Origin of the sequence: Escherichia sp. MOD1-EC6098 (genome assembly GCF_002965865.1) — a bacterium.
Lineage (GTDB): Bacteria > Pseudomonadota > Gammaproteobacteria > Enterobacterales > Enterobacteriaceae > Escherichia > Escherichia marmotae.
This window is the reverse complement of the sequence record NZ_PTSN01000018.1, coordinates 21,588-35,017: the sequence shown is the minus strand read 5'-3', so window position 1 is coordinate 35,017 and position 13,430 is coordinate 21,588. Positions and strand designations below refer to the sequence as shown.

The window sequence follows — 13,430 nt, the reverse complement described above, 5'->3', positions numbered from 1 at the left end:
CGACATGATTTTCAGGCATGTCTGGCCGATGCCAACAGTGCTCCCACCAGCATAAACAACGAGCCGAAAATCTTATTCAACGCCTTCATTTGTTTTGGCCCTTTAATCCAGAGTGCAATCCGTTGGGCGAGGGTGGCGTAACCGATCATCACAATAATATCGACCACAATGGTGGTGACGCCGAGCACGATATACTGCATCAGTTGTGGCTGCTGGGGCATGATGAATTGTGGAAATAGCGCCGCCAGAAACACAATACTTTTGGGATTAGTAAGATTCACAAACACGGCTCGCTGAAACAGATGACGGCGAGATTGGGTTGGGGACAGCGACTTGAGGTCGATAGCTCCGGCGGCGCGCCATTGCTGAATTCCCAGCCAAATCAGGTAGGCGGCACCTGCCCATTTTAATATTTCAAAAGCAATAACCGAGCGTGAAAATAGCGTACCCAAACCCACACCAACCAATACAATATGAATCGCCAGTCCGGTTTGCAGTCCAGCGATAGACGCTAACGCACCGCGATAACCGTGGTTAAGTGAGGTCGTCATGGTGTTGATTGCGCCAGAGCCTGGCGAGAGGCTTAAAATGATCGATGTCAGCAAGTAGGCGAACCACCATTCAAAGGTCATGGGAATCTCCCGGATAGTCTATTTTTGTGCCACAATACGCTACTGTCGCGGCGTTGTGTCAGACACGCTTAAAAAAACGATTTTACGTGGTTTAAGAGGCAGATTACCCGATGTTTCAGCAGCAAAAAGACTGGGAAACAAGAGAAAAAGCGTTTGCTGCTTTTACGATGGGGCCACTGACTGACTTCTGGCGTCAGCGGGACGAGGCAGAGTTTATTGGCGTGGATGATATTCCGGTGCGCTTTGTCCGTTTTTGCGCTCCGCAACATGACCGGGTAGTCGTCGTTTGTCCGGGGCGCATTGAGAGCTATGTAAAGTATGCCGAACTAGCCTATGACCTGTTCCATCTGGGGTTTGATGTGTTAATCATCGACCATCGAGGGCAGGGACGCTCCGGTCGTCTGTTAGCCGATCCGCATCTCGGACACGTGAACCAGTTTAATGATTATGTCGATGACCTGGCGGCATTCTGGCAACAAGAGATCCAGCCAGGCCCGTGGCGTAAACGCTATATACTGGCACATTCGATGGGCGGCGCGATCTCCACATTATTTCTGCAACGCCATCCAGGTGTATGTGACGCCATTGCGCTAACTGCACCAATGTTCGGTATTGTGATTCGTATGCCGTCATTTATGGCGCGGAAAATCCTTAACTGGGCTGAAGCGCACCCACGTTTTCGTGATGGCTATGCAATAGGCACCGGTCGCTGGCGCGCGCTGCCGTTTGCCATCAATGTACTGACCCACAGCAGACAGCGATATCGACGTAATTTACGCTTCTATGCTGATGATCCAACGATTCGCGTCGGTGGGCCGACCTACCATTGGGTACGCGAAAGTATTCTGGCTGGCGAACAGGTGTTAGCCGGTGCGGGTGATGACGCCACACCAACGCTTCTCTTGCAGGCCGAAGAAGAACGTGTGGTAGATAACCGTATGCACGACCGTTTTTGTGAACTCCGCGCCGCAGCGGGTCATCCTGTAGAAGGGGGGCGACCGCTGGTAATTAAAGGTGCGTACCACGAGATCCTTTTTGAAAAGGACGCAATGCGCTCAGTCGCGCTCCACGCCATCGTCGAATTTTTCGACCGGCATAACACATCCAGCGGAAGTCGCTCGTTATAGAGGTTTAAATTTCTTATGTATCAGGTTGTTGCGTCTGATTTAGATGGTACGTTACTTTCCCCCGACCATACGTTGTCCCCTTACGCCAAAGAAACGCTGAAATTGCTCACTGCGCGCGGTATCAACTTTGTGTTTGCGACCGGTCGCCACCACGTCGATGTGGGGCAAATTCGCGATAATCTGGAGATTAAGTCGTACATGATCACCTCCAATGGCGCGCGCGTTCACGACCTCGATGGCAATCTGATTTTTGCTCATAACCTGGATCATGACATTGCCAGCGATCTGTTTGGCGTGGTCAACGACAACCCGGACATCATTACTAACGTTTATCGTGATGATGAATGGTTTATGAACCGCCACCGCCCGGAAGAGATGCGCTTTTTTAAAGAAGCGGTATTCAAATATGCTCTGTATGAGCCGGGATTGCTGGAGCCGGAAGGCGTCAGCAAAGTATTCTTCACCTGCGATTCTCATGAAAAATTGTTACCACTTGAGCAAGCAATCAATGCTCGCTGGGGCGATCGCGTCAACGTCAGCTTCTCTACCTTAACCTGTCTGGAAGTGATGGCTGGCGGTGTTTCTAAAGGCCATGCGCTGGAAGCGGTGGCGAAGAAACTGGGTTACAGTCTGAAGGATTGCATTGCCTTTGGCGACGGGATGAACGACGCCGAAATGCTGTCGATGGCGGGGAAAGGTTGCATTATGGGCAGCGCGCACCAGCGTCTGAAAGATCTGCATCCGGAACTGGAAGTCATTGGGACTAATGCCGAAGACGCGGTGCCGCATTATCTGCGTAAGCTCTATTTATCGTAATCGTTCTTTATTTGTTCAGTTGTCAACCTGATACTTCGCTACAATGGATACTCGTTAATCAAAGAGTTTTCCATTGTGGCGCTACTAATCATCACCACTATTCTGTGGGCCTTCTCCTTTAGCTTTTACGGCGAGTACCTTGCGGGGCACGTCGACAGCTATTTTTCGGTGCTGGTACGCGTTGGCCTGGCGGCGCTCGTTTTTCTGCCGTTTCTGCGTACCCGAGGCAATAGCCTGAAAACCATTGGCCTGTATATGCTGGTGGGCGCGATGCAGCTTGGCATTATGTATATGCTTAGTTTCCGTGCCTATCTTTACCTGACTGTCTCTGAACTGCTGTTATTTACCGTCCTGACGCCGCTCTACATCACGCTGATTTATGACATCATGAGTAAGCGCCGTCTGCGCTGGGGCTACGCTTTTAGCGCCTTGCTGGCAGTTATTGGTGCCGGGATTATTCGTTACGATCAGGTCACTGACCATTTCTGGACTGGCCTGCTGCTGGTGCAACTCTCCAATATCACTTTCGCGATTGGTATGGTGGGCTATAAACGCCTGATGGAAACCCGCCCGATGCCGCAGCATAACGCCTTTGCGTGGTTCTATCTCGGCGCGTTCCTGGTGGCGGTGATTGCATGGTTCTTGCTGGGCAATACGCAGAAAATGCCGGAAACTACGCTGCAATGGAGCATTCTGGTGTTTCTTGGCGTGGTGGCCTCCGGGATTGGTTACTTTATGTGGAACTACGGCGCGACTCAGGTGGACGCCGGAACGCTGGGTATTATGAATAATATGCATGTTCCGGCAGGGCTGCTGGTTAACCTGGCAATCTGGCACCAACAGCCGCACTGGCCAACGTTTATTACAGGCGCGCTGGTGATCCTGGCCTCACTGTGGGTGCATCGTAAGTGGGTCGCTCCGCGCTCTTCACAAACGGCAGATGATCGCAGGCGTGATTGCGCGTTGAGCGAATAAACGCTTCCGTAACCGGCTGACGCTGCTCGCCATCGCGAACGGCGGCGTACAGTCGGCTCCACAATCCTTCGCCAAGGGTTTTAGTCACTACCAAACCCTGGCGTTCAAAGCTCTCCACCACCCAATGCGGCAGGGCGGCAATACCCATCCGCGCGGCAACCATCTGAATCAACAATAAGGTGTTATCGACGCTTTTCAGTGACGGACTGACGCCTGCGGGCTGAAGAAAATGCCGCCAGACATCCAGTCGGCTACGCTGCACCGGATAAATTAACAGCGTCTCGCTGGCGAGATCTTCCGGCGTGATCCGCGTTTTCGCAGCCAGTGGATGGTCAGGTGCTAACACCAGACGCACTTCATAATCGAACATTGGCGAGTAATGCAGGCCACTGCGCGGCAGAATATCGGATGTCATCACCAGATCCAGCTCGCCCTGTTGCAACGCGGGCTGCGGGTCAAAGGTTACGCCCGATTTAAAATCCGTCTCGACCTGCGGCCAGTTCTTATGAAAGTTTTCTAACGCGGGCGTCAGCCACTGAATACAGCTATGACATTCGATGGCGATACGCAGGCGAGTCTGCTGCGGTTCATTGCAGGCTTGCAGTGCCTGACTGATTTGCGGCAGTACCTGGTTTGCCAGTTGTAACAGAATTTCTCCCTGCGGCGTAAAGCGTAGCGGCTGGCTTTTACGCACAAATAGCCGGAAGCCAAGACGTTGTTCCAGATCGCTAAACTGGTGAGACAGGGCGGATTGCGTCTGATGCAACGTCGCCGCAGCGGCTGCGAGCGAGCCGCAGTTCCGCAACGCTTGTAGCGTTTTCAGGTGTTTTACTTCGATCATGAAAGTCCTTCACTTCGGCATGAATAATTTGCGCTTGAGGAATATACAGTAACCGCCAATTATGGATGTGTAAACATCTGGACGTCTAAATACTAAAAATTCCATAAGGGGCATATAATGACAATTCTTAATCACACCCTCGGTTTTCCTCGCGTTGGCCTGCGTCGCGAGCTGAAAAAAGCACAAGAAAGTTATTGGGCGGGGAACTCCACGCGTGAAGAATTACTGACGGTGGGGCGTGAATTGCGTGCCCGTCACTGGGATCAACAAAAGCAGGCCGGTATCGACTTGCTGCCGGTGGGCGACTTTGCCTGGTACGATCATGTTCTGACCACCAGCCTGTTGCTGGGTAACGTTCCGGCGCGTCATCAGAACAAAGATGGTTCTGTAGATATCGACACCCTTTTCCGTATTGGTCGTGGACGTGCGCCAACTGGCGAACCTGCGGCGGCGGCGGAAATGACCAAATGGTTTAACACCAACTATCACTACATGGTGCCGGAGTTCGTTAAAGGGCAGCAATTCAAACTGACCTGGACGCAGTTGCTGGATGAAGTGGATGAGGCGCAGGCGCGGGGCCACAAGGTGAAGCCTGTGCTACTGGGGCCGGTCACCTACCTGTGGCTGGGCAAAGTGAAAGGTGAACAGTTTGATCGCCTGAGTCTGCTGAATGACATTCTGCCGGTTTATCAGCAAGTTCTGGCGGAACTGGCAAAACGTGGCATTGAGTGGGTACAGATCGACGAACCGGCGCTGGTACTGGAACTGCCGCAGGCGTGGCTGGACGCGTATAAACCTGCTTACGATGCACTGCAGGGGCAGGTGAAACTGCTGTTGACCACCTATTTTGAAGGCGTAACACCGAACCTCGACACGATTACTGCGCTGCCTGTTCAGGGTCTGCATGTCGACCTCGTACATGGCAAAGATGATGTAGCAGAACTACACAAGCGCCTGCCTTCTGACTGGCTGCTGTCTGCCGGACTGGTCAATGGTCGTAACGTCTGGCGCGCCGATCTCACCGAGAAATATGCGCAAATTAAGGACATTGTCGGTAAACGTGATTTATGGGTGGCATCTTCCTGCTCACTGCTTCATAGCCCTATCGACCTGAGCGTGGAAACGCGCCTTGATGCAGAAGTGAAAAGCTGGTTTGCCTTCGCCCTGCAAAAATGTCATGAACTGGCACTGCTACGCGATGCGTTGAACAGTGGTGACACGGCAGCTCTGGCAGAGTGGAGCGCACCGATTCAGGCGCGCCGTCACTCAACCCGCGTACATAATCCGGCTGTAGAAAAACGTTTGGCAGCCATTACCGCCCAGGACAGTCAGCGTGCGAATGTCTATGAAGTGCGTGCTGAAGCCCAGCGTGCGCGTTTTAAACTGCCCGCATGGCCGACCACCACGATTGGGTCCTTCCCGCAAACCACGGAAATTCGTACCCTGCGTCTGGATTTCAAAAAGGGCAATCTTGACGCCAACAACTACCGCACGGGTATTGCGGAACATATCAAGCAGGCCATTGTTGAGCAGGAACGTTTGGGATTGGATGTGCTGGTGCACGGCGAAGCTGAACGTAACGACATGGTGGAATACTTTGGCGAGCATCTCGACGGTTTTGTCTTCACACAAAACGGTTGGGTACAGAGCTACGGTTCCCGCTGCGTTAAGCCGCCGATTGTCATTGGTGACGTTAGCCGTCCGGCGCCGATTACCGTTGAGTGGGCAAAGTATGCGCAATCGCTGACTGACAAACCGGTGAAAGGGATGCTGACGGGGCCGGTGACGATTCTCTGCTGGTCGTTCCCGCGTGAAGATGTCAGCCGTGAAACCATCGCTAAACAGATCGCTTTGGCGCTGCGTGATGAAGTGGCGGATCTGGAAGCCGCTGGAATTGGCATCATCCAGATTGACGAACCGGCACTGCGCGAAGGTTTACCGCTACGTCGCAGCGACTGGGATGCCTATCTCCAGTGGGGCGTAGAGGCCTTCCGTATCAACGCCGCCGTGGCGAAGGATGAAACGCAAATTCACACCCACATGTGTTATTGCGAGTTCAACGACATCATGGATTCGATTGCGGCGCTGGACGCAGACGTCATTACCATTGAAACTTCGCGCTCCGACATGGAGTTGCTGGAGTCGTTTGAAGAGTTTGATTATCCGAATGAAATCGGTCCTGGCGTCTATGACATTCACTCGCCAAACGTACCGAGCGTGGAATGGATTGAATCCCTGCTGAAGAAAGCGGCACAACGTATTCCGGCAGAGCGCCTGTGGGTCAACCCGGACTGCGGCCTGAAAACGCGTGGTTGGCCAGAAACCCGCGCGGCACTGGCGAACATGGTGCAGGCGGCGCAGAACTTGCGTCGGGGGTGATGAGTATTAACGAGTCACTGTAAATTGCAGTACGATGATGGCTTCCAGCACTGGAAGCCATTTTGCTATGTGTGCCTGGTATTAAGTGGATCTTCAGGAGCAGAAAATTAATTGCGGATTTCTTAAATACTCAATGCACCACTGACAGGCTTTGCCCATACCATCGGAACGAGCGGCAAGAAATAACTTGGTGGCGTGTTTATGTTCGCGCATCGGCTTTTTCAGTAATTTACCGCTATTTAATAACGGCAATGCCAGATGATGTGGAATATAACCAATACCGACGTTTTGTTCTATTAAGGCGATTGCCGTAGTGAAGTCAGGAACAAAAATGGGTTTTTGTCCTTCCAGTAGCCAGGCTTGCATCGGGGGGAAATTAACGGAGGTATCGCGGATACAAACCGCCGGATAATGACGCAATTCACTGTTTTCTAATGGATGCCGCTTCGCTGCCAGTGGGTGGAGTGGGCTGACGACAAAATCCCATTCCATTTGTCCGACCGGTTCGCTAATGATGCCTTCACTGCTTGGCACTGCATGAGGAGCACCGTAGACCAGATCGGCACGCTTACTGTACAGCGCATCCCAGCAGCCGTTGTATACCTCAAGATCTACTGTCAGTGTTGTTGATGTGAATTGCCGTTCAAAATCTCGAATGAATGCCACCAGCAAATCACCAGGAATAATATTGTTCACCGCAATTGTCAGTTCACGTTCAATACCATCGTGAATCAGCACTGTGTTGCGCTTTAATGCTTCCAGGTCGCCCAGAATAGTTTTGCTATGTTCGATGAAGTAACTCCCGGCCGGAGATAATTCAATATAGCGTCCCTTACGAATGAACAGTTCAACGCTCAGACTCTCTTCTGCTTTCTTAATGGTGTAGCTGATGGCGGAAGGAACTTTATTTAACTGCTCGGCTGCGGTGGTAATGCTCTGGTGTCTGGCGACCAGATGAATAACACAAAGCGTTTCGTCTGAGATGAACATAAGGCTCCCTGGTCAGTGGTAAAGTGGCTGAATCACTCCAGATTCAGCCGTAATCATTGCTTGAGTATACCCAGGAATTAGCGGTGTTGACTTACCCGACTGAGAATCGCATACGCGATGCATGCCACCAGAATAGAGTCCACCGAAGGGATCGTCGTCAGGGTGAATAAGCCTTTTACCGTCATAAAGCCAACCGCAGCGCCTATGATCCAGGCTGCGAATGTCAGCACTTTAATCTGTGACTCCTGGGCTAATACTGACTCTTGATAGCCATTACGGCGATAAAGGAAAAAGTCAGCGATATAAATTCCGGCAACGGGTGGCGTGGCGATACCGAGGAACAGTAGAAACGGAATAAACCACGCCATAATATCCAGACTGCCTACGATGGCGGAAAGGATACCCAGCGCCACGGTAATCTGCCATTTTGGAAAGCGGGTAAGCAGCGTGGAAACCACCAGCGTGCCCTGGAACATATTGCCCGCGTTACCGGTGACGCAGGCGAAAATCAATAACAGCGCCGCGGGCAGAACCGCACCGAATACCGCCATTGCACCCAGTAAAGATCCCTGACCGCTAATGGCGCTCGGCGTTGCACCCGCCCAGTAGAGCAGAGGGTAGGCAACCAGAAACGTCACGCCTGCGGCAATCAGCGCATGTTTGCGGTTATGCACAAAGCTACCGAAATCAGGCAGTGTGGCAACCAGTACAATAATCGTACCAACAACGGTGGAAACGGCGACACCCGTATTCATCTCCACTATCGCTGCTGGTGCTGCTACTTCGGTATGGGTTGCCACATAGAGGATGTAACACAGCACCAGCGCGATAACTGGCACGGCAATCTGGGCAATTTTTCCCAGAACGGCAAAACCAAATGCCGTAGAGGCGACAAAAATGACACAACCAAGCGCCACTAACAGTGCCAGTGGAACTTCCAGCCCATGCTGGGCCAGTAAGTCATGTACCGAATGACCAAACATATTGGCGGTAACGGCAATCCAGCCGAACAGACTTATCGCCATCAACATGTTAATGGCAATGGCCCCTTTTTCGCCAAACGAATATTTCACAATGCCATACGTTGGCAGGCGGGCTTTTTCTCCAACGCTAATGGTGATGGTAGAAAGTAAGGTCAGAATGACGCCGCCTAACAATACGACGCTAATTAAACTGCCGCTGGAAAGTTGATTGCCGAGGCTTGAGGATGACAACAGCACAGGTGTGACGGCAATACCCAGCAAAATCATGGCAATACGCAATCCTGATGCCGTATTCAGATTCTCTTCTTTTTTACGCATAGTATGTTCCCTTTATAAATGCGCGTTACACAGTATGAAAATGCCCGGTGTATTTGCGCCAGCTACCCAGTTCTGTAATTTCCCGTTGGCCTTCCGTCAGCCAGTTTTCTGCCAGTACGCCCAGCACTTCGCTACCATCGGCAAGTTTGATTTTGCCAATTGCCAGTCCGGCAGGTTCGCTCATTAATAGAGCGGCAAAACTGGCCAGTGGCAGTTGCCAAATTTCTACGTCGACGTGTGTTCCCCCTTCATTCACGCGAATCATTCCCGGATGGCGATCGTTAATACTCCACAACCGGTAATGGGCGTCAGTTCGGTCTTCACGGACAAAAATGCCGCCCGCTTTTTGCATATTTGGGTTGAGTTCCAGGCCGCGCATCAGCGTTCCGTTAACGGCTAAAAGTGTTGTAGTCATTGAGTTCTCCAGAGAATTAAAGGGTTATCCATGTGCCGCTCTGATGCGAAAGGGCTGCTTTTATGGTTTGCGGTGAAGTAATCAGGCCGCTGGCCTGTTTGCCTTGTTGCAGGCTGGTATTGATGAAATCAACAATGGCTTCCACTTTTGGTTGCATACTGCCGATACCAAATTGACCTTCCCGCAACAGCGTTTGTGCTTCGGCAACGCTGATAGCATCGAGCCACTGTTGTTGTGGTGTACCAAAGTTAATCGCCACTTTTTCTACACCGGTGGGGATCACCAGTAGATCCGCGGCCAACTGACTGGCGAGCAGCGCGGAGGCCAGATCTTTATCGATCACAGCTTCCACACCTTTCAGTTGTTGCCCGTCTCGCACCACCGGAATACCACCACCGCCGCAGGCAATGACCAGATATCCCTGGCGCACCAGATGAGCGATGGTGCCATGTTCAATAATTTCCAGTGGCGCAGGAGAGGGAACCGTACGCCGCCATCCGCGCCCGGCATCCTCCATCAGAGTCCAGCCGAGTTGTTGTTGGCGTTGTTGAGCCGTTACTTCATCGAGAAATGCGCCAATCGGTTTACTGGGGCTGGTGAAAGCATCGTCATGTGGGTTGACTCGCGTTTGTGTCACCAGCGCAATTACCGGTTTGTTTATGCCACGGCGAGCCAGTTCGTTATGCAGTGCCTTCTGGAACATGTAGCCAATAGCACCTTGTGTATCACCCACGGCGTAATCAAGCGGAACCGGAGAAACTTCGTTACTGGCAAGTTCTGAGCGGCGCAGAATAAAGCCCACCTGCGGCCCATTACCGTGGGTTAGCACCAGATCCCATCCGGCTTCAACCATATCAACGATATGCTGCACGCTTTCCATCACTGCAACATATTGATCGGGGATACTATTGTGCTGATCGTCTTGGATGAGCGCATTGCCGCCAACCGCGACAACAGCCAGAGGCTTAACCATGATGATTCTCCTTTGCGACGATCTCAGCCAGTGCACGTACAGCGGCGACAAAACAGGCCATTGGCGCAGTGGTGATCCCGGCACCAATTTGCCCGACCCCCGCTTGTTTGTGGGCGATACCCGTATTGATGACCGGTAAAATGCCGCGGTCGGTCACTTTACGCGCATCAATCCCTGCTGCGGTGGGGGCAAAATTGAGAGCCGGAAGTGTAAATGCGGGATTGCCGCCGAGGGTGATTGCCTGCATCCGGCGGCTGTTATTGGTGGCATCGGCAGGGGTGCCTCCCACAAATTTGACGATCGCCGGAGATGACGCCATCGCGAAGCCACCCACACCTGCGGTTTCGGTAATTGCGCTATCGCCCAGGTCAGCAGCGGCGTCGTCAACGCCAAATCCGGGGAAGAACAGACCTTCAACTGCATTGGCGGGAGCCTGGAACCAGCGATCGCCAGTACCGGAAAGCCGAATACCAAAATTCACCCCGTTACGCGCCATTACCGTAACTATTGAACTGAACGGTACATTGGCGGCGGCATCCATCATCGCTTTGCAGGCAGCCATCGACAGATTAAGGAAGAAGTGATCGTTACTGGTGATAAATGCCACGGCGCGCTGGATATGTTCTTGTGGAAGAGAGCTGGCCAGCAATGCCGGAAGAAGACGCTTAATCAGCAAACCGGTAGCAGCGGCATTGCGATTATGAACTTCATCCCCCATATGCAGCGCCTGCGCCATTAATGGCTTGAGTTCCAGCTCGCCGTGTTGTGCGATTGCTGCTTTCATTGCCGGAGCCAGCTCATAGCGCATCCAGGCCAGACGATTGAGAACTTCGTCGTTATTGGCACTAAAACGGAGAACCTTACCCAGACCTTCATTGAAATTGCTAAAAGTACGGTGGCCGTTGGTTTTGTTTTCTACCACCCATAACGGCATTGACGGGCTGATGATGCCTGCCATTGGGCCAACCGCGTGATAATGATGACAAGGGGCAAGGTCGATATCGCCTGCGGTTATCTGGTTTTCTGCATCTTGCTGGTTGGTGGCCCAACCTTCGTACAGCATGGCACCAATAATCGCCCCTTTTACCGGACCACACATCTCTTCCCAGGCAATCGGCGGACCAGAGTGCAAAATACGTTTTTGTTCAGCCATTGCTGGAATGGCCTCTTTAGCGAGCATGACATCCACCAGCACGGGTTGTGCTTCGAGATAACGTGTCATGGCGATTTGGTTGGCATTTTCTACCAGTGGATGACGTAGCAACGATGCCAGATCCAATCCAGCGTCAATATCGCCTTGTGCTGGTGGCTGCCAGTTGAGGGCAATTGCGCTTCCCCCGGCGTGTTGAATATTGTCAGCAAAACTGTGTAGTCCCGCGTTCACGACCTTCAAAGGCTGATTAAATAAGGTGTTCATGCGTTTAGCCCCTTTTTCTGCAACTGAGTCTGCGCAACGGTGCTGGCCCATAGCGCCGCCTGTGCATTACTGCCGGCGATGATGACGCCTGCGTTTTGCAGCGCACTTATCTGTTGGCTGCGTACTTGTGGATCAGCTTCTGTTCCGCAAACGTGCGCAATCAGCAACGGTGCGTTATTCATGTTGATGTGTGAAAGTTGCTCCAGTAATTCGCTGGCAGGCATAGCGGAAGCGCCATAACCAAGTACCAGGTCGAATAACACGACGGCAGTGTGTGAGTCGTTGAGTTCGTTGAGCAGACGTTGATTGCGCAGAGTCGGGTCGATCATTGGATGCGGTTTGCCACGGGTGAAATCATCGTCGCCCATATCGATCAGCGTGTGATCTTCGCTTTGCCAGATATTTGCCAGTGTGCGATTACCCGCAACTGGCGTATTGGAGGCTGCGCTGAATCCCTTTTGTTGGCAGATAAGTTGCGCTTCGTAACAGAAGGTTCCTCCGGCGAAAACTCCGCGTATCGCCTGGCGATGGGCTGACAGATGTTGGCTGGCGTGTTCTAACATTGCGAGGTCGGCAGAGGAAACCTCTGTCTCAACAGCCGGAAGAGGCTGAGCATTTAGCAACGCCACGGCGATATCCGCAGCGCTGGCCAGCGTGGTGGCAGCGGTGATATTGGGGCGTGCCAGATCGTGCGGATTTGCACCGAGGAAATTCACTACCACGGGTTTTCCACAAGCCTCGGCACGCTCCAGAATATTTTGGGCAACGATGGGTGACGGCGGTTTTGAAATCAGCACAATCACGCGCGTTTCATCATCTTGCGCCAGTGCATCTAAAGCAAAGAGCATCGATATTCCACCAATCTCTTCACGGAGATCATGCCCACCTGTTCCCAGAGCCTGAGAAATGCCTGCTCCGAGCCGGTCGATTCGGCAAGTCACTTCCTGTAACCCGGTGCCGGATGCACCGATAACACCAATTGCTCCGCGTTTCACCACATTGGCGAAGCCTAACGGAATTCCGTTAACAATGGCGGTTCCACAGTCCGGCCCCATTACGATGCGCTGACGTTCCCGGGCTAGAGTTTTGATGGATTTTTCCTGCTCGATACTGACGTTATCGCTGAACATCATCACGTTCATTCCGAGGTTTAACGCTTTAATCGCTTCGGCGGCGGCGTAGTCTCCCGGTACAGAAATGAGTGCCAGGTTGGCTTCGGGTTCGGCTTCCAGTGCCATTTCCAGACTGACCTTTTCCGGTGTTTTAATGCCACTATCCGTTTCATCATCAGGCTTGCTGGTCAGACGTTGTTGGGCCAGCACCAGTGCTTCATTGCAAATCTCTTCTTCACCCATAACCGCGATCACTAAATCATTGGGGCTGGCGTTGATTTCGTCGCCCAGACCCGCATCGCGCAATTGTTCGAGATTATTGGGCGTTCCCATGACGACCGAGGCCTGTTGAATACCGGGCAACTTGCTGATTTGCGCGGAAATCTGCATCAGAGACACTGAGTCCTGATAAAGATTGCTGAAAACTTTATATTTAACTTTCATGCTGTTAT

Annotated in this window: 12 protein-coding genes; 4 read left to right on the top strand and 8 right to left on the bottom strand. The window is 52.3% G+C overall.

From position 1 onward, the window contains the following. Positions 1-11: 11 nt before the first annotated feature. Positions 12-632, bottom strand: coding sequence for a homoserine/homoserine lactone efflux protein (gene rhtB, locus C0K55_RS18275; protein ID WP_000142511.1), 621 nt, complete (start codon positions 630-632; stop codon positions 12-14). A 110-nt stretch (positions 633-742) separates the two neighbouring features. Between rhtB and pldB the strand changes: the two genes are divergently transcribed. The 3 genes from pldB to bioP all read left to right on the top strand — a co-directional run bounded on the left by pldB (position 743) and on the right by bioP (position 3,550). Next, complete coding sequence (gene pldB / locus C0K55_RS18270) at positions 743-1,759, top strand: lysophospholipase L2 (RefSeq protein WP_016262690.1); 1,017 nt, start codon at positions 743-745, stop codon at positions 1,757-1,759. 15 nt (positions 1,760-1,774) lie between these two features. Further along, entirely contained in the window at positions 1,775-2,575 is an 801-nt protein-coding gene (gene yigL, locus C0K55_RS18265; RefSeq protein ID WP_000285344.1) for a sugar/pyridoxal phosphate phosphatase YigL, read from the top strand. Between the two features lie 75 nt (positions 2,576-2,650). Beyond that, positions 2,651-3,550, top strand: a complete 900-nt coding sequence (gene bioP, locus C0K55_RS18260; protein ID WP_001196250.1) for a biotin transporter — start codon at positions 2,651-2,653, stop codon at positions 3,548-3,550. On the opposite strand, the gene metR is transcribed toward bioP, so the two are convergent. Further along, positions 3,438-4,391 carry an HTH-type transcriptional regulator MetR gene (metR, locus tag C0K55_RS18255; protein WP_000573631.1) on the bottom strand — a complete coding sequence of 318 codons (954 nt, stop codon included), beginning with the start codon at positions 4,389-4,391 and terminating at the stop codon, positions 3,438-3,440. The two genes, bioP and metR, sit on opposite strands and share 113 nt — an antisense overlap. A 117-nt stretch (positions 4,392-4,508) precedes the next feature. Between metR and metE the strand changes: the two genes are divergently transcribed. Then, positions 4,509-6,770, top strand: coding sequence for a 5-methyltetrahydropteroyltriglutamate--homocysteine S-methyltransferase (gene metE, locus C0K55_RS18250; RefSeq protein WP_105266478.1), 2,262 nt, complete (start codon positions 4,509-4,511; stop codon positions 6,768-6,770). A gap of 93 nt (positions 6,771-6,863) precedes the next feature. Here metE and C0K55_RS18245 read toward each other — a convergent pair whose 3' ends face one another. The 6 genes from C0K55_RS18245 to fdrA all read right to left on the bottom strand — a co-directional run bounded on the left by C0K55_RS18245 (position 6,864) and on the right by fdrA (position 13,422). Next, positions 6,864-7,760 carry a LysR substrate-binding domain-containing protein gene (locus C0K55_RS18245; protein ID WP_105266477.1) on the bottom strand — a complete coding sequence of 299 codons (897 nt, stop codon included), beginning with the start codon at positions 7,758-7,760 and terminating at the stop codon, positions 6,864-6,866. A 77-nt stretch (positions 7,761-7,837) separates the two neighbouring features. Continuing rightward, positions 7,838-9,061 carry a cytosine permease gene (locus C0K55_RS18240; RefSeq protein WP_016249449.1) on the bottom strand — a complete coding sequence of 408 codons (1,224 nt, stop codon included), beginning with the start codon at positions 9,059-9,061 and terminating at the stop codon, positions 7,838-7,840. 25 nt (positions 9,062-9,086) lie between these two features. Continuing rightward, a complete protein-coding gene (locus C0K55_RS18235; protein ID WP_000214035.1) occupies positions 9,087-9,476 on the bottom strand; it encodes an allophanate hydrolase-related protein in 390 nt (129 codons plus the stop codon). A 16-nt stretch (positions 9,477-9,492) separates the two neighbouring features. Then, positions 9,493-10,449 (bottom strand): carbamate kinase, encoded by a 957-nt coding sequence (arcC, locus tag C0K55_RS18230; protein ID WP_000240541.1) that lies wholly within the window; start codon positions 10,447-10,449, stop codon positions 9,493-9,495. After that, a complete protein-coding gene (locus C0K55_RS18225; RefSeq protein WP_105266476.1) occupies positions 10,442-11,866 on the bottom strand; it encodes a DUF1116 domain-containing protein in 1,425 nt (474 codons plus the stop codon). Before C0K55_RS18225 ends, arcC begins: the two co-directional genes overlap by 8 nt. Beyond that, positions 11,863-13,422 carry an acyl-CoA synthetase FdrA gene (fdrA, locus tag C0K55_RS18220; protein ID WP_105266475.1) on the bottom strand — a complete coding sequence of 520 codons (1,560 nt, stop codon included), beginning with the start codon at positions 13,420-13,422 and terminating at the stop codon, positions 11,863-11,865. Before fdrA ends, C0K55_RS18225 begins: the two co-directional genes overlap by 4 nt. Positions 13,423-13,430: the final 8 nt, after the last annotated feature.